We start from the raw sequence: 23,273 nt of genomic DNA, 5'->3' as shown, positions 1-23,273 counted from the left end.
AACATCCGTCCGAGACCCGCCCATGGCCCGCATTGTCCCCGACGACTGGCAGCATCTCGAAGCCACCGGCGCCGCCGCGCGCGAGCGCGAAACGCTCGCCGCGCTCGCCCGCGGCTTGCCGAACGGCTACACCGTCTATCACGGCGTGCACTGGACGCGGCTCTCCGAGGGCTTTTCGGTGTTCGGCGAGGCCGATTTCGTGATCGTCAGCCCGGCCGGGCGCGTGATGCTCGTCGAGCAGAAAACGGGTTTTTTGCGCGAAACGCCGGGCGGGCTCGTCAAGGCGTACATGCAGACCGAGCGCAACGTGGCGATCGCGCTGGCGCGCACGGTCGAAGGGCTGCACCGGCGCTTTACGGCGTCGTTCGGCGCGGGCACCTACGTGCTCGAAGAGCTGTTCTACTGCCCCGACCACGTGGTGCGCGAGCCGGCCATCGCGGGCGTGAACCCGGCGCGCATCGTCGACGCCACGCGCAAGGCGCAGCTCGCCGCCATCGTGCTCGAAGCCATGCCCGCCGACGAGCCGCGCCTGCCGTGCGCCGCCAGGATCCATCACTTTCTCGCCGACGAACTTTCGCTCACGCCCGACACCAGCGCGCTGCTCGGCGCGGCGGGCACGCTCGTCACGCGGCTCGCGGGCGGCCTCGCCACATGGGCGCGGCGGCTCGAATTCGCGCCGTTCCGGCTGCGCGTGATCGGCACGGCGGGCTCGGGCAAGACGCAACTGGCCGTGCAGGTCATGAAAGACGCGATGGCGCGCGGCGCGCGCACGCTCTACGTGTGCTTCAACCGGCCGCTCGCGGATTACATCGCGCAGCTCGCGCCGCCCGGGGCAAAGGTGGCGACCTATCACCAGCTGTGCGACTGGGTCGCGCGAGACGGCGGCCACGTGCCCGACTTCGCGAGCCCCGGCGCGTTCGAGGACCTCGTGCGGCGCTTCGGCGAGATGCCAATTGCCGAGCGCTGGCAGTTCGACCTGCTGATCGTCGACGAAGGGCAGGATTTCCATGAGCCGTGGGTCGGCGCGCTCGCGCGTCTGCTGCGGCCGGACGCTGCATGGTGGTGGCTCGAAGATCCGCTGCAGAACCTGTACGTGCGTGAGCCGCTCGCGCTGGCGGGCTGGACCGTGCTGCGCGAAAACACGAACTACCGCAGCCCGCGCGACATCCTCGCGTTCCTGCGCGACGTGGCCGGACCGACCGTGCCCGCCATCGCGCAGCTCGCGGCGGGGAGTCCGTTCGACGGCTCCGACGTGACGGTGGCGAGCTGGGACGAGCATGAAGCCGGACCCGGCGCGGAACCCGGGGTGGTTCTGGCCACGAAACGCGCGATTACGCAGGCGCTTTCGCTCGGCTTTCGCAAGCAGGACATCGTCGTGCTTTCCTGGCGCGGACGCGAGCATTCGCTGTTCGCGACGCTCGATCAGCTCGGCCCGCACCGGCTGCGCAGCTTCACGGGCCAATACGACCTGTTCGGCAATCCGCAGCACCGCGAGGGCGACCTGCTGCTCGAATCGATCTACCGCTTCAAGGGCCAGTCCGCGCCGTGCGTGATCCTGACCGAGGTGGACTTCGAGTCATTCGACGAGCGCGCCGCGCGCAAACTCTTCGTCGGCGCGACGCGCGCGGCCATGAAGCTCATCGTGGTGGCGTCGCCGCGCGCCGCGCGGTTCATCGAGGGCCGGCGCGGCGGCGCCTGAACGCTGGCTCGCTCAGCTCCAGGCCGAGGCGCCGATCAGCGTGCCCGTGCGTGCCTGGGCGTTCCACCAGATCACGCGCAGGAGCGGCGCGGTCTGGGCAATCAGGATCGCCTGCACCGGATCGCTCTCGATGAAGTGCGTGACACCGCTGCGGATGGCCGCCGCGGCCTTGTGCGCAGCCACGGCCGCGGCCGTGTCGTCGTGTTCGTCCGGCGTGCGCATGATCAGTTCGAGGTGCCCGAAGCCGTGGCGTTCGAGCCAGGCGAGCGTGCGCTCGCGGTCGATCTCCGGACGCCCCGTGATGATCGCGCGCGTGCGTTTCATGTCGATGCCGGGCAGCCGCTCGAACGGCACCAGCTCATCGCGCTCGGCGAGCGCGGCGACGAGGTCTTCGTCGTAGCGCGCAATCGGGAGGTCGGGGAGCAGGACGCCGTCGAGATCGATGGCGTAGACCGCGTACTCGTGGTCGTCGGCCATGCGCGTGCCTTCGCCGTCGCGGATCCAGTCGGCGCGATAGCGGTCGGTGTAGGCCTGGCGCTCCCACGGGAACAGCGCGAAATAGCCGCTCGCGTCGATCGAATAATCGGGGCGCAAACGGCTGAGGTCGTCGTAGGCGCCGGTGAGCGTGCGCACGACGAGCCCGTGCTCGCTCAGGAACGCGATGCAGTCCACGAGCGTATGGCCGCGCCCCGCGATGTCCTCGCAGAGCAGCACTTTCGAGCCCGGTTCGGGCAGCGGCAGCGTGGAATCCCAGCGCACTTCGCGCGTGATGCGGTCATAGCGCAGGAATGCGACAGCCGCACCCGTTGCGTGCGAAACCATCAGCGCGAGCGGCGCGCCGCCGCGCAGGATGCCGACCACGAGGTCGAATTCCTCCGCGATCAGCGCCGGCTGCAGCGACTCGACCCAGTGATCGAGCTGTTCGTAGGTGAGCGGAACGACAGGTTTATCCATGGGTTGAATTGGGTGTCGAAGCGCGTGATCGGTAACTGCGCGGCAACTGCGCGGCAACTCCGCAACGCGCGTTTCCGATAGCGGTGTACGAGAAAAAGACGGCTATTGTCAGCACAATGTTTGACGATATTATGCCTATGCTCACCAGCGCCTGCTGGCATGGCGGGTGGAGGTAGCAGGAAAACGAGGGAAACGCAGCAGGAAAAAGCGGCGCATTACCGCAAAATGTAGCGTAGCGCCGCGCAAAGACACACGAAAACGACGCGAATCATCGCGCGAAAGGGCTCGGGCAAGATGTGGCATTGGATGGGATGGCCAGGCTGGCGGCGCTGGGCCGCCGTGGTGGCGCTCGCGGGTGCGGCGCCGTTTTTTGCACCTTCTGCGCAGGCGGCGGGTGCTACGGGTGCGCTCTCGCTCGACGTCGATGGCGAGGTGCGCGTGACCAACAACGCGTCCCACACGGCGTATCACTTCAGCGAGGCGGAACTGCTCGCGCTGCCCGCGCATTCGATCACGACGGCCACGACCTGGACGCCGCGCTCGACCTTCACGGGCCCGCTGCTTTCGGACGTGCTCAAGGCCGTGGGCGCCTACGGCAGCCAGATCGAGATCCATACGCTCGACGACTACACCTGCGTCGTGCCCGTGGCCGACGCCGCGCGCTACGGCGTGGTGGTCGCCTATGAGATGAACGGCCAGCGGCTGAAGGTGAGCAATTTCGGCCCGTTGTTCCTGATCTATCCACGCGACCAGCATCCGCTCGAGCTCGACGGCGCGGCCGGCGACTCGAAATTCGCGTGGCAGATCAAGTCGATGACGATCAAGCGGTGAGTAGCGGGTGATACAACGTCCCTTGCGACGCCTGCTGCAGGCGATCATCTGGATGGCGGCGCTCGCGCCGCCCGTGGTGGCGGTCGGCTATCTGCTCTATGCGAACCTGCTCAATCCGCAGGTCGTGCAGCGCATCACGGGCAATTACGACGGCCTGTACTGGGACGCCGCGCAGCTCCAGATCGCCTACGCGCGCTTCGAGAGCCAGTTGCTGATGTTCGCGGACGGCATCGACCGCGATCTCGACAAGGTGCGGCTGCGCTACGAGGTGCTGCAGTCGAAGCTCAACGTGATGAAGGGCTCGACGCTCTCGCTCGACTCGACGCCGGGCCTCAAGCGCCGCCAGGACGCCGATCTCGCCATTCTGGCCGCGACGATTTCGCCATTCGAGGCCGAAATCGCCACGCTCGCCGACAACCCCGAACGCGCGGTGCCGATGCTCATGGCGCTCGACCTGCACTGGACCCAGGTGACCGACCTCGCGCTGAACCGGCGTTTCGCCGACGTGACCGAGCGCGAGGCGATCCGGCACGATTTCATCGCCAAACGCCGCGAACTGTTCGCGTCCGGGCTCGTGCTGCTCGTGCTGTCGGCGGCGGCGGGCGTGCTGCTCGTGATGAACGGCTACCGGCGCACGCGCCTCTTGCACCAGCAGCGCGCGGCGCTCGAAGCCGAGCACCAGGCGAGCCGCGCCGCGCGCGAGGCGAGCATGGCGAAGGACGCCTTCCTCGGCATGATCAGCCACGAACTGCGCACGCCGCTGCACGCGATCGTTTCGTCGATCGAGCTGCTCGGCTTCAACTCGCACTCGGAAGCCGACCGCAAGGTGATCCAGCGCCTCGAAACCGCCGCGCGCCAACTCGAAGCGCAGATGAAGGACCTCACCGACTACGCGCGTCTCGGCGCGGGCAAGCTCGAATTGCGCCAGGAAGAGTTCGAGCCGCGCGAACTGCTGCAGTCGATCGTCGACGAGAACGAGCAGGCGGCGCGCTCGCGCGGGCTCGTGTTCGAGCATGCGTGGGTGGGACCGCAGCGGCGCGTGGTGGCCGACCCGCACCGGATTCGCCAGATCGCCGGCAATCTCGTCACGAACGCGATCCGCTACACCGAGCGCGGCAAGGTGCGGCTCGAATTCTGGCTGCAGGCGCCCGCGCGGGTCCCGCGGCCCTCGCCGGACGAGGAGGGTGCGCCGAAGCCTGCTGGCGGCGACACGCTCGTGATCGTCGTCGGCGACACGGGGCCCGGCGTGGCGCCGGACCAGATCCCGCTCATCTTCAAGGAGTTCACGCAGCTCGACACGTCGCGCTCGCGGCGCTACGAGGGCGCGGGGATGGGACTCGCGATCGTGCGCGGCCTCGTCGAGCTGTTCGGCGGCACGATCGAGACGCAAAGCCGCGTGGGCAAAGGCACGACCTTCACCGTGCGGATTCCCGTCACGCCGGTCGAGCCGCTTGCGCCCCCGGCCGTGGCCGAAGCGGCGCAGCCCGCGCGGACAGCGCCGCAGGTGCTCGTCGTCGACGACAACCCGCTCGTGCGCGATTCGCTCTGCGAGATGGTCGCGCACATGGGCTATCGCGCGCTCGCGGCCGGCGACGCCGACAGCGCGCTCGCGCTGCTCGCGCACGTGGCATGCGACGTGGTGCTGCTCGACCTGCACATGCCGGGCCGCGACGGCTACGACTTCGTGGCGGGGCTCGAAACCGCGCAGGACGTGCTCGCGCAGCCGCGTGTGATCGCGGTGAGCGCCGACGTGGCGGGGCTGGCGGCGCTTCCGGACCACGCGGGCAAGACGCCGGGCGGCGAGGGCGCGCCGTTCTTCGACCGGCTCACGAAGCCGGTGCATTACGAGGTGCTGCGCGCGGCGTTGCAGCGCGCGCTGAGCGCGCCGCGGGCGGCCGCCTGAAAGGCGTGGGAGCGGGCTGAGCGGGCGGAGCGGGCTGAGCGGACGGAGCGGACGGAGCGGACGGAGCGGACGATGCGCGGCGTCAGCCGCGGTTGAGCCGCTTGGAAAGATCGGCGACGAGAATCGCCATGCGCGCCGGCTTTTCGTAGCAGGCCACGTTGTAGTGGCGCACGACCTGGCTGATCTCCGATTCGCTGGCCTTGCCGGTCAGCAGTTCGCCGGTGAGCACGAAGATGGGCGCGTCGGGGTTCTCGGAGGCGCGCACGCTGCGGATCGCCTCGGCGGCGGTCTGGCTGCCGAACAGCCAGTCGATCACCACGCCGTCGAACACGTTGTTTTCGAGCGCTTCGTTGAATGCCGCGAGGCCGTAGAGCGCGAGTGCCGTGTAGCCGCTGTGCTCGAGGTAGTCGCGCAGGTTGTCGGCGGAGGAGCGGTCGTCGTCGACGACGGCGATGAGCGGCTTGTCGGACTCGGCGCGGCGCGGGTAGATCTCGATCTTGTGGACTTCGCGCGCGTTCTGGTAGAGCGCGCCGTCCGGGCGCACCACGCGCCACTGGCCCTGCTTTTCGTAGGCGACGAAGTCGGGGCGGCTGCCCGCCTCGACCGGCGCGCCGATCCACGCGGTGCAGGGCAGCTCGGCGGCGCTCACGCAGAGCATCGCCTCCTGAGCGCTGGCCCCAACCATGCCGGGGTCGAGCAACTGCGCGCCGAACAGCTGGCCCGCGGGTTCGCCGAACGCCTCGGCCACTTTCTTGATCTGCGCGAGCGTCCATGGGCTGTTGCCGCGCAGCTTGCGGTGCCCCTGTGAAAAGCTCAGGTCAAGAATCCGGCACAGCTCGGTCGTTTGCTGACGCTTGCCGATGCCGTGACGGCTCATCAGCTCGCGTACGCGCTCCGCCACCGAGGCCGAGTCGGTTGTGTAGGCAACGTTCGACATACTGCTCAAAGGGGGGATTCGTGGATTCAGTTTCTGATTGATCATGCCGTGGCGCCGTGAGGCCGGTCTGACCGGACCTCGCGCGGCCTGCGCACGGGAGCACGATATTCTAAACGCATAAAATGCCAAACGACGGCGCTATTTTAGCTAAATGTAATGCGGCGCCGAATAACGAGAATGTAAGCGTATATTCGGCTTCGTTTACATCCGGCTTGCGATATTCGCGGCATTGCGGGGACGGCGCGCGGCTGCGAAGATGCACGATTTTGAACGCCGTGCGCTCGCGCGCGGAAGATCAACCTTACTGGGGCGAGGGGTATCGTTTGGACGACGTGCGCAACGGCGGGACATGGCGGCATGAAGGCGTGCCGTACTACAGCCAGTGGGGCAGCGCCGACTGGGTGGCGCCCATCGTCGAGCGCGGCGCCGACCCGTGCGAGGACCCGCACTGGCGGGCGAGCGGCTTCTCGGAGGCCGACGCCTACCGCTTCTGGGCCAAGCGCCTGTGCGGCCTGACCTGCCTCGAATCGGCGCTCGACTATTGGGGCGTCGCGCATACGCCGCGCGCGCAGATGCTCGAGGAGGCGTTGCGGCACGGGGTATATCGCGTGCGCGAAGACGGTGGCGTGGACGGCTTGATTTACCGGCCGTTCGCCGCATGGGTGGAAGGCGCGTTCGGCGTGCGCGTGGAGGTGATGACCGACGAGGGCATCGCGGCGAGTGCCGCGCGCATCGATGCCGATACGCTCGCCATCGTTTCCGTGAGCCCGGAGATCCGCTATCCCGAGCGGATGGATCCCGGCCAGGGCGGTCATCTGATCCTGCTGCACGGACGCGGCGATGGCGGCGTGTGGTTCCACAATCCTTCGGGCATTGCGCCGTATCAGGCTGATGCCTGGCTGCCCTATGAGACGGTTGCGCGGTTTCACGCGCGGCGTGGGATGGCGCTTAGGCGGCCGCGCTGAATGCGCGTGGGTGGGGTTTTGGTTGTGGATCCTGGCGGCTTTGGCCTTTCCTTGTTTTCGCGTCGGTATGCAGGCGCGACCACAAGAAAAGGCCAAAGCAAAAAACCGCAAACACTCAAACCGGCGCCAGCTGCAGCCCCTCCAACAACTGCCGCACACGCGAGAGATCGCGATTCACCGCGCCAGCATCCTCAAACAACTCCGCGAGCCAGTCAACGAACACGCGCACACGCGGCGACAGCTGCCGCGACTTCACGAACGCCACCGAAACGGGCGTAGGCAGCGGCTTCCACTGCGGCAGCACCTCGACCAACGCACCGCTGTCCAGGTACGGCTGCGCCGCGAGCAGCGGCGGCTGGATCAGCCCATAGCCCTGCAGACCGCACGTGAGGTAGGCGAACTCGTCGGAGACATGCACGAACCCGTCCACCTTCACCTTGGTCGGACTGCCGTCCACCTCGAAGTCGAACTCGAACGGGCGGCCCGTGAGCGGCGAGAGGAAGTTGACGACGGGATGCTGCGCGAGATCGTCGAGCGTTTGCGGCGCGCCATGCCGCTCGAGGTAAGCGGGGCTCGCGCAGGTCACGTGCTCCAGCACGCCGAGGCGCCGCGCAGCGAGTCCCGAATCGGGCAGCTCGCCGAGCTGGATGCTGCAATCCACGCCCTCGCCGACGAGATCGACGTTGCGCAGGCTCACGCCGATCACGAGGTCGATCTGCGGATAGCGCGCGTGAAAATCATCGAGCGCGGGCAGCACGATCGCGTTGGCGATCAGGCCCGGCATTTCCACGCGCAAGCGGCCGCCGATCGCGCCGGGCGACTGGCGCACGCTCGCTTCGGCATCGTCGATGTCGGCGAGGATCTGCGAGGCGCGCTCGTAGTACGCGGCGCCTTCGGGCGTGAGCGAAAGGCGCCGCGTGGTGCGCACGAGCAATTGCGTGCCGAGCAGCGATTCGAGGTTTTGCATCAGCGTAGTGGCGCTGGCGCGCGGCATATCGAGTGACTGCGCGGCTTTGGTGAAACTGTTGGTGTCGACGATGCGTACGAACGTGCGCATCGCCTGGATGCGGTCGATCACGGGCGAGCTCCTGACAATGGGCTTGAGGCTTGAACGAAATCCGCGCTGCTGCAGAAAAAGAGTGGGCCGCGTAGCGACGAATGCGCTTCGCGGTGCCGGCGTCTCGCGGAAAGCGACGCTCAGCGGTTAAACAGCCATGACGATTGGATGGCGGCGCATGTGACGCCGGCTCGACTACGGGAGGCCAAAAAAGTAGGCCTCGAAGGGGAAGGGCTGGCGGGCCATCCGGAACGGATGGCCCGGCGGGGCAGGGTGTTACGTCGGGATGCGCGGGTCTTGTTGCCTGCGCGGCGTGCGCGTTACTTGCGCAGCGAATCGAGGTCGATCACGAAGCGGTACTTCACATCGCTCTTGAGCATGCGCTCATAGGCGTTGTTGATGTCCTGCATCTTGATCATTTCGATATCCGACGTAATGCCATGCTTGCCGCAGAAGTCCAGCATTTCCTGGGTTTCTGCAATGCCGCCGATCAGCGAGCCCGCCAGACGGCGGCGCTTCATGATCAGGTTGAAAACTTGCGGCGACGGGTGATCGTGCTCGGGCGCGCCCACCAGCGTCATCGTGCCGTCACGGCGCAGCAGTTCGATGAACGGGTTGAGGTCGTGCTGCGCGGCCACGGTGTTCACGATCAGGTCGAAGCTGTTGGCGTGCGCCTGCATCTGCTCCGGGTCCTTCGAGATCACCACTTCATCCGCGCCAAGGCGCTTGCCGTCTTCGATCTTCGACGGCGACGTGGTGAACAGCACCACGTGCGCGCCCATGGCATGCGCGAGCTTCACGCCCATGTGACCGAGGCCGCCGAGCCCCACGATGCCGACCTTCTTGCCGGGGCCCGCGCCCCACGTGCGCAGCGGCGAATACGTGGTGATGCCCGCGCACAGCAGCGGCGCCGCAGCGGCGGCATCGAGGTTCTCGGGCACGCGCAGCACGAACGCTTCGTCCACCACCAGCTGCGTGGAGTAGCCGCCGTAGGTGATGTCGCCGCTCACGCGGTCGGCGCCGTTATAGGTGCCGACCCAGCCGCTCTCGCAATACTGTTCGAGGAGTTCGGCGCAGCTCGGGCAGGTGCGGCACGAGTCGACGAGACAGCCCACGCCGACGAGTTCGCCCACCTTGTACTGCGTGACGCCGTTGCCGACTTCGGCCACGCGGCCCACGATCTCGTGGCCCGGCACGACCGGGTAAATCGTGTTGCGCCATTCGTCGCGCGCCTGGTGCAGGTCGGAGTGGCACACGCCGCAGAACAGCACGTCGATACGGACGTCGAGTTCGCGCAGGTCGCGGCGCTGGAATTCGAACGCGGCGAGCGGCGAGGCGGCGTCGCGGGCGGCGTATCCGTAAGTTAGGTACATGGGTTGGCTCCTTTGGTGCATGGGTGTTGCGGCAGGGTTCCCATCGTAAGGATCGGGACCCACCCAGGGAATACCTGAAGCTATCGAAGACTTGCCTGATTCTCCTGGTGCTCAGCACATCCACAGGTTCGGTGATAGATTGGCAAGCCTGTTTCTCTGCCTGACTTCATCTTTTGGGGCACAACCGATATGGGCTACGTCAAAACCCTCGCCGCGGCGGCCATCGCGCCGGCGGCCGCCACGCAGGCGCGCACGGTCGACCTGCTCATGCAAATCACGCAGCGCGACGGCGTGCACGCCACGGCGGTCGAAGGCGTGCGGCTCTACCGCGGCAGCCAAAGCCATCCGCGCCAGCCGGTCATGTACGAACCGAGCATTTTCATCGTCTGCCAGGGGCGCAAGCGCGGCTTTCTCGGCGACCAGGTGTTCATCTACGACGCCCAGCAATACCTGGTCCTCTCGGTGCCGATGCCGTTCGAGTGCGAGACCGAGGCGAGCCCCGAGAAGCCGATTCTCGCCATCTCGATTCGCGTCGATCTCACGACCGTCGCCGAACTGCTCATGGCGCTCGACGACCCGCGCCGCGCCGTGTCCGAACCCTCGGGCATCTACGCCACGCCGCTCGACGCCACGCTTTCGAACGCCGTGCTGCGCCTGCTCGAAGCGCTCGCGCAACCGTACGAAGCGCGCATTCTCGGTCCTTCGATCGTGCGTGAGATCTGCTACCGCGTGCTCATGGGCGAGCAGGGCGACGCGATTCGCGCGGCGCTCACGCATCAGCATCACTTCGGGCGGATCGCGAAGGCGCTGCGGCGCATTCACACCGACTACCGCGGCGACCTCGACGTCGAAACGCTCGCCTCCGAGGCGGGCATGAGCCTTGCCGTTTTTCATGCGCATTTCAAGGCCGTTACTTCGACGTCGCCGATGCAGTACGTGAAAACCACGCGCCTGCATCATGCGCGCCTCCTGATCACGCACGACGGCCTGACCGTGAGCGCGGCGGCCACGCGCGTCGGCTATGAAAGCGCGTCGCAGTTCAGCCGCGAATTCAAGCGCCTGTTCGGCATGAGCCCGGCCGACCAGATGCGCCAGGCGCGCGACGCCGCAGCCGCCGCGGCCGCGCCGCGCGTCGAGGTGCTGCCGCCGCGCTATGTGACGGCCGTGTGAAGTCCACGCGCGGGGCACTCCGGTATTCGATTCGCATATCGAAACAATGACGGAAGGGTGACACGACGATGAAGCCATGCCTGCTGGTCCTGATACTGCTTCCCGCTGAAGACCTCGCCGGGTTTGGCGAACAGTTCGACGTGATCTACGCGCCCGATGCCGATGCGCGCGCCAAAGCGGTCGCGGAACGTGGCAAGGACGTGCGCGTGGTGCTCACCAACGGCACGACGGGCCTCACCACCGACGAAATCGACCGCATGCCCGCGCTCGAACTGGCGGGCGCGCTCGGCGCGGGCTACGAGAACATCGCGCTCGACCACGCCCGCGAGCGTGGCATCGCGCTGTGCAATGGCGCGGGCGTCAATGCCGACTGCGTCGCCGACCACGCGCTCGCGCACCTGCTCGCGGCCGTGCGCGCCGTGCCGCGGTTCGACGCCGCCTGCCGCACCGGCGTCTGGCGCGACGCGCTGCCCATGCGCCCCACGGTCACGGGGCGGCGGCTCGGCATCGTCGGCTACGGGCATATCGGCGAGAAGGTCGCGCGGCGCGCGGCGGGCTTCGGCATGGAGCTCGGCTATCACAACCGCAAGCCGCGCGAGGGCGCTCAGGCGCGCTATTTCGAGAGCGTGATGGCGCTCGCGCAATGGAGCGACTTTCTCGTGATCGCGACGCCGGGCGGCGCGCAAACGAAGCATCTGATCGACCGCGACGTGATCGATGCACTGGGGCCGCACGGCTTCCTCGTCAACGTGTCGCGCGGCAGCGTGGTCGATACGGCCGCGCTCGCCCTCGCGCTGAAGGCGGGGACGCTGGGCGGCGCGGGGCTCGACGTCTACGAGGGCGAGCCGCAGCCGCCCGCCGCGCTCATCGGGTTGGACAACATCGTGCTCACGCCGCACGTGGCCGGCGCGTCGCCCGACGTGCGCACCGCCACGGTGCGCCACTTCGCCGAAAACGCGGCGCGACACTTCGCGGGCGAGGCGCTGCTCACGCCGCTTTGAAGGCCGGCGTTGGGCGCTTTTAGCGCCCGCGTGCACCGCCCCGTGTATGCCACCGTGCACCGACGCCCGCAGCGCATGACGTATCATCCCTCCTGTGCGAGCCAGAATCGCTGTTCGAGCGGCCGCTAGTGACCACCACGGCCATGAACCCGGCGCGACACCCTGCCCGTTTTGCAGATCCGGGCCGTGACGCCAGGGCGGTGATATCGAAGGCTCAAAAATGAAAACGCTGATTGGCGCGCTACACGAGCACGCGGCCCACGTGGTGAACCGCTTCTACGAGGAGCTGGGCCGCTTGCCCAAATCCCGCCGCATCCTCGAAATGCTCTCGGCTGCGGAACTCGCGCACCTCAAGGCGCGGCAGATCCAGAATCTCCTTGCCCTCGCCAGCCTCGGCCTGACCGCGCGCGAGCACGAGGACATGGCGCAGCGCATCGGCCGCATTCATGCCATCGTCGGGCTCGACAAGGAAGAACTCGTGCGCAGCCGCGGCATTCTTCAGGAGCTGATCTACGCGGACGTCGGCCGAACCGTGAGCACGCAACAACTCTCGCTCTACGCGCGCCGCCTGACCACGGACCTCGCGTGGCAACTCAAGGCGTACCAGGCGGTCCAGGACTCGCAGCAGGAGGCGCTGTTGCGCATCACGCGTCTTGTGTGGGAGGCGGGCAGCTACACGAATTTCATCGACCAGGTGATCGCCGCGCTGGCGGCGCACGACGAAGTGAGCGCCTGCACCATCGGGCGTCCCGACGCAGCGGGCATTTTCCATTTCGAGGCCGGCGCGGGCGGCAAGACCGAAGGCGGCATGCTCAACGTGCTCGCCGCGCACGATCTGGAAATCAGCGTGCGCGCCGATCATCCGCAAGGGCAGGGCGCCATCGGGCGCGCGTGGCGCAACGGCAAGCCCGAGCGCGTCGTGAACTATCAGACCGATCCGCTCGTCGCGCCGTGGCGCGATCTCGCGGCGCGCGAGGGCGTGCGCTCTTCGGTGGCGATTCCGCTGGCCGCGCCCGGGCAGCCGCCGCTCGCCGTGCTGAGCCTGTACAGCGCGTTACCGGGCGGCTTCGTCGGGCCCGATCAGGTGGCCTTCGTCGATTTGCTGCAAACGCTGCTCGGCTGCGCCGCGATGCGCATCCCCGCCAACGACGGCCTGAGCGCCGCGGTGCCGGTGAGCGTGCGCCAGCATTGGGCGGCGCTCGTGCGCACCGGCGCGCTGGAAATGCACTATCAGCCGCTGCTCAGCCTCGCAACGGGCAGGGCGACCAAGGTCGAAGCGCTGGCGCGTCTGCGCGACGGCGAGCGCCTGCTCGTGCCCGACATGTTCCTCTCGGCGCTCTCCTCCGACGATCTGCTCGCGCTCTTCGCACGCGGCATCGAGCAGGCGCTCGCCGACCGCGAACGCTGGTACGCCCAGGGCCGCGACCTCGACGTCTCGATCAACCTGCCGCCGGCGGCGCTCAACGACATCCGCTATTTCGAGGCCACCCGCACCGCGCTGGCCGCGCACCGTTGCCCGGCTGCGCGGCTCACGCTGGAAGTTCTGGAGAACGAAGCACTGTCGCTGAGCCAGGGGCAGCGCGCCATTCTCGCGAAGTTCCGCGAATTGGGTGTGCTGCTCGCGCAGGACGATCTCGGCGCCGGGCATAGCGGCCTCACGCGCCTGCGTGAATTGCCGTTCGACTGGATCAAGCTCGACCGCGAGATGGTGAAGGTGAGCGGCGGCGACGCGCTCAGTACGCTGCGCGTGATCTATCAGTTGACGCGCCTCGGCCATTCGTTGGGCAGGCGCGTGCTTGCGGAAGGCGTCGATACGCTCGACCTCCTTCGCGCGCTCGCCATTCTCGGCGTGGACGGCGCGCAGGGCTATGGCATCGCGAAGCCGATGGAAGGCACACGTCTCATCGAATGGCTCGACACGACGCCGGCCTTCGCCGCGACCGCGAACGTCGAAAGCGGCGCTGGAACGGAAAGCCTGCTGGCGCGGCTCGCCCGCTTCGTGATCTGGGAAGAGCGCATGCTCATGATCGCGGCGGTGCCCGACGCGGCGCAAGACCTCTTGCGCGCCTTGACGCGCGAAGAGGGCGAGGGCGGCAGCACGCCGCTCGCGCAGTCGCTGGCGGGCTTCGGCGATATTCTGCCGGCCGGCGCGCAACGCGATGCGCTGCACCGGGAGGTGGTCGGCGCGCTGCTGACCGAAGGCCCGAACAGCGAAGCGTGGCGCGTTGCGCTGAACGGGCTGATAGCGGCGATTGCGGCGGCCGTGTAGCGGAGCGTTAGTCCTGCAACGCGAGCGCCACATCGCCTTGCGTGGCCGGCGACTGCTTGCGCTGCAGTACCGCGATACACACGAGCGAAATGGCCGCAAGCGCGCTGTAGAACAGCGCCAGCGGCCACCACTGACCCGGATAGTCATGCGCGAGCAGCGTGCCGACGAGCGGCGTTAGGCCACCCGCGAGCGCCGCGCAACACTGGTAGGAGATCGAAATCGCCGAGTAGCGCACGCGCACCGGGAACGCATTCGTCATGAAGCCCGCCATCACCGCATACGAGCTGCACATGCACATCACGGCAATCGCAATGCCGACCACGATGGCGACCGGCCGGCCGGTGGAGACGAGCACGAACATCGGGTAAGGCGAAATCATGGCCAGCGCGGCGGCCAGCACGAGGAAGCGACCGGCGCCCACGCGCTGGGCAAACCAGCCGGAAAAGAGCTGCGTAAAAAGCTGGATGAACGCGACGACGAACAGGCAATCCAGAATCAGCCCGCGGTCGAGCCCGAGCGTTTGCGTCGTGTAGTTGAGCATGAAGGTGTTGACGAACCACGCGCCCGCCACGCCGATCACATTCGCGCCGAGACACAGCAGCACGGCGCGCCACGAATCGCGCAGCACTTCGACGATCGGCATCGCGGCGGTGCGGCGCTGCGTCCGGATCGCCTCGAATTCCGGCGACTCGCCCACGCCCGAGCGGATCAGCAGGCCCACCACGAGCAGCACCGCGCTCGCGATGAACGGCAAGCGCCAGCCCCAGGCAAAGAGCGCATCCTTGTCGAGATGCGCCACGCTGCGAAATGCCAGCAGCGCGAGAATCAGACCGGCCGGGCTGCCGAGCTGCGCAAACGAGGCGAGAAACGTGCGCTTTTTCTTGGGCGCATGCTCGCCGGCCATCAGCACCGCGCCGCCCCATTCGCCGCCGATCGCAATGCCTTGCGCCACGCGCAGCAGCACGAGGAGCGCCGGCGCGAGCGCGCCGGCGCTCGCATAGGTCGGCAAAAAGCCGATGCCCACGGTGCCGACGCCCATGATCGACAGCGTCGCGACGAGCGCCTTCTTGCGGCCGATACGGTCGCCCAGATGCCCGAACACGAGCCCGCCGAAGGGGCGCGCGAAAAAGCCCACGGCGAAGGTGCCGAACGAGGCGAGCGTGCTGTAGAACGGCTCGTGGGAGGGGAAGAAGAGCTTGCCGAAGATGAGCGCCGAAGCGGTGGCGTAGATATAAAAGTCGTACCACTCGATGGTGGTGCCGACAAAGGCGGCGAGCGAAGCGCGCGCGGGCTGGCGCGCAGGGGTAGTGCCGGGGCGGGTCATGCTTGTCTCCTGGATCGGGGTGAGCCGGCTTGGGCCGGTCTGTATTCCGTTGAGGGTGAATGGAACGCTAGTCGCTTGGCATCGTTTCGGGTTCCTTGACAATGCCGGCTTCGAAGAGTCGTTGCTGCGTATCGGCGTCGATGCCGAGCGTCTCCATCACGGCGCGCGTGTCGGCGCCGAGCGCGGGCGGGCGCGTACGGTAGGTCGGCGGCGTGCGCGAGAGCTTCACGGGCGCGCCCGTGCCGCGATAGCCATCCATCTCGACGATCATGCGGCGGTGCTGCGTGTGCGGATGCGCGGCCACGGCGTCGACGGTCTGCACGGGGCCGCACGGCACGCCGGCCCGGATCAGGTCGCGCGCGAGCGGCTCGCAGTCGTGCGCGGCAAGCCGCGCTTCGAGCGCCGCCTTGAGTTCCGGCCGATGCGCGCAGCGGCTGCGGTTGTCGGCGAAACGCGGGTCGTCGGCGAGGCCGGGCACGCCCAGGTGCGCACAGAGCTTCGCGAACTGGCGGTCGTTGCCCACCGCGAGGAAGATGGGCGCGCTACCCGTCGCGTAGCTGTCGTACGGCGCGATGTTCGGGTGCGCGTTGCCGCTGCGCTGCGGCGTGCGGCCATTGCCGAAATAGTTCGGCAAATGCGGATGCAGGAGCGACACGCCGCAATCGTAAAGCGCGATATCCACCGACTGCCCGAGGCCGCTCTTTTCACGCTCGGCCAGCGCGAGCAGGATGCCGGCGAGCGCGTTCAGCCCCGTGACCATGTCCACGATCGGCAGGCCGATGCGCAGCGCGGGACCGTCGTGCTCGCCGTTCACGCTCATCAGACCCGCCATCGCCTGAATCGCGGCGTCGTAGCCGGGCAGTCCGCCGAGCGGTCCGTCCGGACCGAAGCCCGAGATCGCGCAGTGAATCAGGCGAGGAAAACGGGGACGCAGATCGCGCTCGTAGTCCATGCCCCAGCGCGCGAGCGTGCCCGGCTTGAAGTTTTCGACCAGCACATCCGCGCCTTCGAGCAGCTGCCACAGAATCGTGCGACCCTCTTCGCGCGAGAGGTCGACGGCGATGCCCTGCTTGTTGCGGTTCACGCCAACGTAGTACGACGCCGTATCGCCGACGAAGGGTGGGCCCCAGCCGCGCGTTTCGTCGCCGTCGGGCGGTTCGAGCTTGATGACCTCGGCGCCGTGGTCGGCGAGCGCCTGGGTGCAGTACGGACCGCCCAGCACGCGGCTCAGATCGATCACGCGCAGGCCATGCAGCGCGCCGTTCACCGGGGTTGCTGCGGATTCCTGAGTTGTATTCATCGCGCGTCGCCTCGATGTGCCGGAATCAGTTGCATGGCTTGCTCGAGCGTCAACGCTCGTTCGTCCACGAGCGCACGCAGCGTCGCGGCGTTTTCGTCGCGTTCGTCGAGCGCGAGCGGGTCGCGCGGCAGCAGCTTGTGGCGCACGAGCAGATGCGCGAAGGCGAGGCGCCGGTAATCCGCGGCGTCGTGCGAAATCTGCGCGGCTTCGCAGGCCATGAGGGCCGCCGTCGTGGCGTGATAGAGCGCGCTCGCGGCCTGGCGCACCGATTCGTCGCGGCCGCATTCGGCCACGCTCACGAGCGCCGCGCCCGCGCGGTCGAACACGTCGCGCAGGAGCGCGGTACTTGCTTCGGGCAGGCCGCTTTGCGCAAGCTCCGCGTGCACGTGCTGCGTGAGCGCCTCGAGCGCGCCTTCGCGCTTCGCCGCACGCGCGACGTCGAGCGCGACGATATTGCTCGTGCCTTCCCAGATCGAGCCGAGATGCGCGTCGCGCACGAGGCGCGGGTCGCTCCACTCCTCGATATAGCCCACGCCGCCGCGCACTTCCATGGCGTCGCCGGTGACGCGGCGCGCGTCGCGGCAGGCGCGGAACTTGATGAGCGGCGTGAGAATGCGCACGCACTTCGCCGCGAGCGCGTCGCCGGCATCGGCGCGCGCGAGCAGCGTGGCGATGCGCATGAACATCGAGCGCGCCTGTTCGGCGGGCAGCATCATCTTGAGCAATTGACGCTGCATGAGCGGCATTTCGATGAGCTTGCGGCCGAACGCCTCGCGGTTGCGCGCGACGTGCAGCGCCTCGGTCACGGCGCGGCGCATGAGGCCCGCCGCGCGCACGCCGTTCGACAGCCGCGACATGTTGATCATGTCCGCCATCTGATGAAAGCCGCGGCCCACCTCGCCGATCAGGTACGCCTGCGCGCCTTCCAGCACGATCTCGCCGCTCGCCATCGAGCGGCTGCCGAGCTTGTCCTTCAGGCGCACGATGCGATAGGCGTTGCGCGTGCCGTCGGTGAGCGTCTTCGGCAGCAGGAACAGTGCGAGGCCCTTGATGCCGGGCGGCGCGTCGTCGGGGCGCGCCAGCACCATTGCGAGATCGGCGTCGGCGTTCGAGCAGAACCACTTGTCGCCGTAAAGACGCCACACGTCCTCGCCATTCGCGTCGCGCTCACGCGTGGCGCGCGTGGCGATGCGCGCCACGTCCGAACCCGCTGCCTGCTCGGTCATGAACATCGCGCCCTGGTAGAGCGTGTCGAAGTCCTGCGAGGCGAGCATCGGCAAATAGCGCGCAACGAGGTCGGGCGAGCCGAAGCGGCGCAGCGTGCGCGTGAGCGAGTCGGTCATGCTCACCGGGCAGCACAGGCCGAATTCGGCCTGCACGAACAAAAACGTGAGCGCGTATTTGACGAGCGGCGCGGGCGCGCTCTCGCGATGGCTCATGGCCGCGAGGCCGAGCTCCGCGTAGGCGACGCGTTCGAGCGCCACGTAGTCGGGATGCTTGTCGATGCGCTGGATCGCTTCGCCGCTGCGCGTGCGCGCCTCGAGCGTGGGCGGGTGCTTGTCGGCGACGAGCGCGAACGCGTCGAGTTCGTCGGAGGCGCGCTGGCCGAGCGCGACGAGCCGCGTTTCGAGCGCGCCGAATGCGGCATCGCCGAGATAGCTACGCAAAAGGGGCGCGAAACCGGGGTCGCTGGTGTAGAAGTTGATGCCGCGGCTATCGGGGATGTTGGCCGAAGCGCTTGCCGGGACGGCCTGCGGGGCCTGTGCGGACTGGGTGGCGAAGGCGGGGCGATCGCTCATCGTGTGCTGTCTCCATGCTGTTTTGCTCTGCGATTCGGCGTAGCTTAGGCGCGGCTTCGATAATCGTCCAATACAACCGATGTCATGTACGATAAGCGCCATCTATCGATAACACGCCGAAGGAGGCCGCCATGGAACTCAAGCAACTGCGCTATTTCGTGGCGGTAGCCGAAGAGCTGCACTTCGGGCGCGCGGCGCGCCGGCTCTTCATTTCGCAGCCGGCGCTGAGCTTCGACATCCGCAAGTTCGAGGATCAGCTAGGCGTGCAGCTGCTCGAACGCACCAACAAGGCCGTCGCGCTGACCAACGCGGGCAACGTGCTGCTCGAAGAGGCGCGGCGGCTGCTGGAGCAGGCCGACGAAGTGCGGCGCATCGCGGCGCGCTCCGCGCACGGGCTGGCGGGGCGGCTGCGCATCGGTTTCGTCAATTCGATGCTGTATCGCGGGCTGCCGGAGGCGGTGCGGCGTTTCGAGGCCGATCATCCCGCCGTGGAAGTGGTGCTGCGCGAGATGAACACGGCCGAGCAGGTGCAGGCGCTGCAGCGCCTGCAGATCGATCTCGGCTTCGCGCATTGGGGGCGTTTTCCGGCCGAGGTGCAATCGGAGCGGTTGTTTGCCGAGCCGTTTCTCTGCTGTCTACCGGAAGGGCATAAGCTCGCGCGCAGGCGCCGTATCGAACTGGGCACGCTCGCGCGCGAACCGTTCATCCTGTTTCCGCGCTCGGTGTCGCCTCACTATCACGATCAGATCATTGCGACCTGCGTGGAGGCCGGATTCAGTCCGCAGATTCGCCACGAAGCGCGGCTCTGGCAAACCGTCGTGACGATGGTGGAGTTCGGCATGGGCGTCGCGCTCGTACCCGCCGCGCTCGGGGCTGCGGGCGGCGGGCGCGTGGTATTCCGCCCATTGGCCAGCAATCCTTATGAATCGCAGGTGCTAAGGCTCGTGCGCAGTGGCGAGGCGAATGCGCTGGCGCAGGGGTTTGCGGGTTATCTTGGCGGGCGAAAGGAAAACAGGGCGGCCGCCACGCCGCCCCGGACTTGAACGCCGGACCTCAACCGCAAGTCCCGATCTCGCCGCACGCCGTGCAGAAGTCGCAGCCGTCCTTGCGGATCACCGCATTCGCCCCGCACGACCCGCACTTGCGGCCGAGCATCGCGTGAGCAAACGCGTGCTGGGTATCGGCGGGCAGCGCGTTGTCGCCGTCCAGCACCTGGTCGCCGGGCTGTTCCGCGCCGGCCCGCGCGTTGCCGGTGAATTGCGCGGCCAGTGCACCGTCACGCCGCTGCGCGAGCAGCCGTGACGGCACCTGCCGCCCCTCGGCATCGAGAAAGCCGCGCCGGTGCAGGATCTGCTGGATCGCGTAGGCGATGGCCGCGACCTCGGAGTCGTGCCACAGCGGAATGCGCCGGCCGTCCAGACGCTGCGTCTCGCCATAGCGCACCTGGCCGCGATCCCACGACACCTTGCGCAAATCCTGCAGATTGCGCGCGACGAAGCCGCCGCGCGCCGCGAGCGAGAGCGAACGCATGGTCGCCGTGATCCATTGCTGCTGCTCGTCGCGCTGGCCCACGGGGATGAAGAATTCGATGGGCCGCTCGATCGTCACCGCTTCGCCGCCCACCTGGCCCGTCACTTCGAGAAACGACACCGCCACGTAGAGCGACACCTTGCCCGTCTGCGTGATGTATTCGATCTTCTCGATCACGGCCGGCAGCTCGCCCTTGGGTCGATGGTCGATCGCCACGCGCAGCGGGTCGAGCAGGGCGTCGCCGAGCGCGTCGTCGGCCGTTGCCGCCGCTTCGGGAGGCAGCGTTTGCAGCACCGCGCCGAGCGTCTCGTTCGGGCGGTAGGTCGCGAGTCCCTTGAGGCCGCGCCGCCATGCGTCGAGATAGAGGTTTTCGAAGTCCTCGAACGGATAGTCGGCGGGCACGTTGACGGTCTTCGAGATCGACGTGTCGACGTACGGCTGCACGGCCGCCATCATCGCCACGTGTTCCTGTGCGCTCATTTCCAGCGCGCTCACGAAGTACGCGGGCAGCGCGCTCACGTTGCCGCCCAGTTCGCGGAACACACGCCACGCGTGGTCTTCGACGTTGAACGTTTCGCGGTTGCCGTCGGCCATGCGGCGCGTGCGCTGGTAGGTCCACGAGAACGCGGGCTCGATGCCGTTCGAGACGTTGTCGGCGAACGCGAGGCTCACCGTGCCCGTGGGCGCGATGGACAACAGATGGCTGTTGCGGATGCCATGCGCGCGGATCTCGGCCTTGAGGTCGTCGGGCAGGCGTGAGGCGAAGGTGCCTTCTTCGAGGTACGTCCTCGCGTCGAAGAGCGGAAACGCGCCGCGCTCGCGCGCGAGTTCGACGGAGGCGCGATAGGCGGCGTCGCGCATCGTGCGCCCCACGCGCGCGCCGAATTCGCAGCCTTCGGGCGAGTTGTAGCGGATGCCGAGCATCACGAGCGTGTCGCCGAGTCCCGTGAAGCCCACGCCGATACGCCGCTTGGCCGCCGCCTCCGCCTGCTGCTCGGGCAGCGGCCAGAGCGTCGCGTCGAGCACGTCGTCGAGGAAGCGTACCTGGGTGCCCGTGCGTTCGGCGAGCTGATTCCAGTCGAAATCCGCCTTGCCGCCGCGCATCTGCGCGAACGGGTCGATCACGAAGCGGGTGAGGTCGAGCGGTCCGAGGTTGCAGCAACCGTACGCGGGCAGCGGCTGCTCGCCGCACGGATTGGTCGCGCGGATCGATTCGAGCGCGCGCAGGTTGTTGTCCTCGTTCATGCGCGAGATGAACACCACGCCCGGCTCGGCCACGTCGTAGGTCGAGCGCATGATCGCGTCCCACAGCGCGCGGGCGCGCGTCTCGGCGTAGACCCACAGGCCGTCGTCGCGGCGCTGCAGGTCGCCCGAGGCGCGCAGCGCGGGCGAGGGCTCGGCGCGATGCACGAGCTGCCAGGGCGCGTCGTTTTCCACGGCGCGCATGAATTCGTCGGTCACCGCGACCGAGACGTTGAAGTTGTTCCAGCGCCCCTTCGAATGCTTGGCCTCGATGAATTCGGGCAGGTCGGGGTGATCGCAGTCGAGCACGGCCATCTGCGCGCCGCGCCGGGCGCCCGCGCTTTCCACGGTGCGGCACGAGGCGTCGAACACGTCGATGTAGCTGCACGGCCCCGATGCGCTCGATCCCGTCGAATGCACGAACGCGCCGCGCGGCCGGATCGCCGAAAAGTTGTAGCCCACGCCGCCGCCGCGCCGCATGGTCTCGGCGGCCTGCAGCAGCGCGACGTAGATGCCGGGACGGCCTTCGGCGTCCATGCCCTGGATGCTGTCGCCGACCGGCTGCACGAAGCAGTTGATCAGCGTGGCTTCGATGCCGGCGCCCGCCGCGCTCATGATCCGCCCCGCGCCCAGCGCGCCGTTGCGCAGATTGTCGACGAAACGCGCCTCGACCTCGGCGCGCAGCGCGGGCGGCTCGACCTGCGCGACGCCGCGCGCGACGCGGCGGTAGACGTCGTCGGCGGTCTGCTCGTCGCCTTTGGCGTACTTCTCGAGCATCACGTCGAGCGAGAACTGCTGCGGGGGAAACGGAAGCGGGGGCGTGTTTTCTGCCATGGCCGGGCCTCGCGAAGCGCCGCGCGGGAGGCGGCGGTTGAAGGGCGTTGGAAGGGCGGCGGCTGCGCCGCGACCGTTCAACCTTACCCCAGCGGCGCGCGGCGTGCACGGCGACGCGAGCACACATGCGGCGGCGCCGGAGCCTGCCGGCGTCGCGGCGCACGAGGCGGGTCTGCGGTTACACTGCTCCCGCCTGCATGCGGGCACCGAATGTGGAGACGCGAGGGGAGACTGGATGACGAACGAAACGGCGCCCGTGGTCTACCGCGACACGGTGCGCGCGGAGTGGGTCGATTACAACGGCCATCTGCGCGACGCGTTCTACATGCTGATCTACAGCTACGCGACCGACGCGCTGCTCGACGCCATCGGGCTCGACGCGGCGGCGCGCGAGGCGCGCGGGCGGTCGATGTACACGCTGGAAGCGCACCTGAACTATCTCCACGAGATCAAGGAGGGCGCCCAGGTGCGCGTCGACGTCCGGGTGATCGAGCACGACGCGAAACGCGTGCGCCTGTATCTGGAGCTGTTCGCGGGCGATCTTGACGAAGCGGGCGGCTCGCCCGTCTCGGCGAGCGAGCAGTTGCTCTTGCACGTGGACCGCTCGGGCCCGCGCGCAGCGGCCTTCGACGCCGATGTGCTCGCGCGCGTGGAGGCGTTGTGCGCCGCGTCGGCGGGCGTCGCGCCGCGCCATGCCGCGCGGGCTATCTCACTCGCGCCTCGTTGAGGCCGCGGGCGACGTCGCCGCGCTTACTTCGGCAGTTCTGCGCCGATGAGGGCGCCGAACACTTCGGCGGCGATCATGACGGAGGCGTTGAGCGGTGCGGGACGTTCGGCCGGCTTGAACACGGCGTCGCCGCGGCGGATCTTGCGGCGCGACACGGCGCAGGTGCCCGAAGAATGCGCCGAGCGGCGGCGCCAGCGCTGTTCGCCATAATGGCAGCGACCGGGTTCGACCCAGCGGATCACCAGCGCCGTATCCGTCTGCTCGAGTATTTCGATGCGCTCACCGTTGGCTCCGTCAAGCGAGAGGCACGCTTTTTTCTTCATTGTCGGCTCCGTAAGTGTGGTGCCGCGAATGTAGT

The 23,273-nt window shown here is 68.0% G+C and carries 18 protein-coding genes; 9 read left to right on the top strand and 9 right to left on the bottom strand.

Going from position 1 to position 23,273, the window contains the following annotated elements; all coding sequences use genetic code 11:
- Nucleotides 1-22 precede the first annotated feature (22 nt).
- The gene (locus AB4Y35_RS29660) at nt 23-1,699 is read left to right on the top strand and encodes an ATP-binding domain-containing protein (protein ID WP_368707172.1); all 1,677 of its coding nucleotides are present in this window, start codon (nt 23-25) and stop codon (nt 1,697-1,699) included.
- A 12-nt stretch (nt 1,700-1,711) separates the two neighbouring features.
- Here AB4Y35_RS29660 and AB4Y35_RS29655 read toward each other — a convergent pair whose 3' ends face one another.
- Nucleotides 1,712-2,653 carry a phosphoribosyltransferase family protein gene (locus tag AB4Y35_RS29655; RefSeq protein WP_368707171.1) on the bottom strand — a complete coding sequence of 314 codons (942 nt, stop codon included), beginning with the start codon at nt 2,651-2,653 and terminating at the stop codon, nt 1,712-1,714.
- 306 nt (nt 2,654-2,959) lie between these two features.
- On the opposite strand from AB4Y35_RS29655, the gene AB4Y35_RS29650 reads away from it, so the two are divergent.
- Together AB4Y35_RS29650 and AB4Y35_RS29645 are read left to right on the top strand one after the other, a co-directional pair.
- Nucleotides 2,960-3,484 carry a molybdopterin-dependent oxidoreductase gene (locus AB4Y35_RS29650; RefSeq protein ID WP_368707170.1) on the top strand — a complete coding sequence of 175 codons (525 nt, stop codon included), beginning with the start codon at nt 2,960-2,962 and terminating at the stop codon, nt 3,482-3,484.
- Between the two features lie 52 nt (nt 3,485-3,536).
- On the top strand, nt 3,537-5,387 hold the full coding sequence (locus AB4Y35_RS29645) for a hybrid sensor histidine kinase/response regulator (RefSeq protein ID WP_368707230.1): 1,851 nt from the start codon (nt 3,537-3,539) through the stop codon (nt 5,385-5,387).
- An 82-nt stretch (nt 5,388-5,469) separates the two neighbouring features.
- Here the strand turns inward: AB4Y35_RS29645 and AB4Y35_RS29640 are convergent, their stop codons facing one another.
- Nucleotides 5,470-6,324 carry a helix-turn-helix domain-containing protein gene (locus tag AB4Y35_RS29640; RefSeq protein WP_028205599.1) on the bottom strand — a complete coding sequence of 285 codons (855 nt, stop codon included), beginning with the start codon at nt 6,322-6,324 and terminating at the stop codon, nt 5,470-5,472.
- Nucleotides 6,325-6,647: 323 nt separating this feature from the next.
- On the opposite strand from AB4Y35_RS29640, the gene AB4Y35_RS29635 reads away from it, so the two are divergent.
- Nucleotides 6,648-7,289 carry a C39 family peptidase gene (locus AB4Y35_RS29635; protein ID WP_368707169.1) on the top strand — a complete coding sequence of 214 codons (642 nt, stop codon included), beginning with the start codon at nt 6,648-6,650 and terminating at the stop codon, nt 7,287-7,289.
- Nucleotides 7,290-7,404: 115 nt separating this feature from the next.
- Here the strand turns inward: AB4Y35_RS29635 and AB4Y35_RS29630 are convergent, their stop codons facing one another.
- Together AB4Y35_RS29630 and AB4Y35_RS29625 are read right to left on the bottom strand one after the other, a co-directional pair.
- The gene (locus AB4Y35_RS29630) at nt 7,405-8,367 is read right to left on the bottom strand and encodes a LysR family transcriptional regulator (RefSeq protein ID WP_342922521.1); all 963 of its coding nucleotides are present in this window, start codon (nt 8,365-8,367) and stop codon (nt 7,405-7,407) included.
- 299 nt (nt 8,368-8,666) lie between these two features.
- Nucleotides 8,667-9,719, bottom strand: a complete 1,053-nt coding sequence (locus AB4Y35_RS29625; RefSeq protein ID WP_368707168.1) for an NAD(P)-dependent alcohol dehydrogenase — start codon at nt 9,717-9,719, stop codon at nt 8,667-8,669.
- Between the two features lie 189 nt (nt 9,720-9,908).
- Here AB4Y35_RS29625 and AB4Y35_RS29620 point away from each other — a divergent pair, with 189 nt between their 5' ends.
- From AB4Y35_RS29620 to AB4Y35_RS29610, 3 genes are all read left to right on the top strand, one after another.
- Nucleotides 9,909-10,889, top strand: coding sequence for an AraC family transcriptional regulator N-terminal domain-containing protein (locus AB4Y35_RS29620; RefSeq protein ID WP_368689633.1), 981 nt, complete (start codon nt 9,909-9,911; stop codon nt 10,887-10,889).
- A gap of 68 nt (nt 10,890-10,957) precedes the next feature.
- The gene (locus tag AB4Y35_RS29615; protein ID WP_368707167.1) at nt 10,958-11,890 is read left to right on the top strand and encodes a 2-hydroxyacid dehydrogenase; all 933 of its coding nucleotides are present in this window, start codon (nt 10,958-10,960) and stop codon (nt 11,888-11,890) included.
- A 220-nt stretch (nt 11,891-12,110) separates the two neighbouring features.
- Nucleotides 12,111-14,159, top strand: coding sequence for an EAL domain-containing protein (locus AB4Y35_RS29610; protein ID WP_368707166.1), 2,049 nt, complete (start codon nt 12,111-12,113; stop codon nt 14,157-14,159).
- Nucleotides 14,160-14,166: 7 nt separating this feature from the next.
- On the opposite strand, the gene AB4Y35_RS29605 is transcribed toward AB4Y35_RS29610, so the two are convergent.
- From AB4Y35_RS29605 to AB4Y35_RS29595, 3 genes are all read right to left on the bottom strand, one after another.
- Nucleotides 14,167-15,483 (bottom strand): MFS transporter, encoded by a 1,317-nt coding sequence (locus tag AB4Y35_RS29605; protein WP_368707165.1) that lies wholly within the window; start codon nt 15,481-15,483, stop codon nt 14,167-14,169.
- A gap of 67 nt (nt 15,484-15,550) precedes the next feature.
- Nucleotides 15,551-16,783, bottom strand: a complete 1,233-nt coding sequence (locus AB4Y35_RS29600) for a CaiB/BaiF CoA transferase family protein (RefSeq protein WP_368707164.1) — start codon at nt 16,781-16,783, stop codon at nt 15,551-15,553.
- Nucleotides 16,780-18,582, bottom strand: a complete 1,803-nt coding sequence (locus AB4Y35_RS29595; protein ID WP_368707163.1) for an acyl-CoA dehydrogenase family protein — start codon at nt 18,580-18,582, stop codon at nt 16,780-16,782. Before AB4Y35_RS29595 ends, AB4Y35_RS29600 begins: the two co-directional genes overlap by 4 nt.
- Before the next feature lie 131 nt (nt 18,583-18,713).
- Here AB4Y35_RS29595 and AB4Y35_RS29590 point away from each other — a divergent pair, with 131 nt between their 5' ends.
- Complete coding sequence (locus AB4Y35_RS29590; RefSeq protein ID WP_368707162.1) at nt 18,714-19,625, top strand: LysR family transcriptional regulator; 912 nt, start codon at nt 18,714-18,716, stop codon at nt 19,623-19,625.
- Nucleotides 19,626-19,635: 10 nt separating this feature from the next.
- Here the strand turns inward: AB4Y35_RS29590 and AB4Y35_RS29585 are convergent, their stop codons facing one another.
- Nucleotides 19,636-22,188, bottom strand: a complete 2,553-nt coding sequence (locus AB4Y35_RS29585; RefSeq protein WP_368707161.1) for an adenosylcobalamin-dependent ribonucleoside-diphosphate reductase — start codon at nt 22,186-22,188, stop codon at nt 19,636-19,638.
- 235 nt (nt 22,189-22,423) lie between these two features.
- On the opposite strand from AB4Y35_RS29585, the gene AB4Y35_RS29580 reads away from it, so the two are divergent.
- Nucleotides 22,424-22,915, top strand: a complete 492-nt coding sequence (locus tag AB4Y35_RS29580; protein ID WP_368707160.1) for a thioesterase family protein — start codon at nt 22,424-22,426, stop codon at nt 22,913-22,915.
- Nucleotides 22,916-22,938: 23 nt separating this feature from the next.
- Here AB4Y35_RS29580 and AB4Y35_RS29575 read toward each other — a convergent pair whose 3' ends face one another.
- Complete coding sequence (locus tag AB4Y35_RS29575; protein WP_069266348.1) at nt 22,939-23,238, bottom strand: DUF3331 domain-containing protein; 300 nt, start codon at nt 23,236-23,238, stop codon at nt 22,939-22,941.
- Nucleotides 23,239-23,273 lie beyond the last annotated feature (35 nt).

This window comes from Paraburkholderia sp. EG286A (assembly GCF_040965375.1).
GTDB lineage: Bacteria > Pseudomonadota > Gammaproteobacteria > Burkholderiales > Burkholderiaceae > Paraburkholderia.
This window is presented reverse-complemented; position numbering and strand designations above follow the sequence as displayed.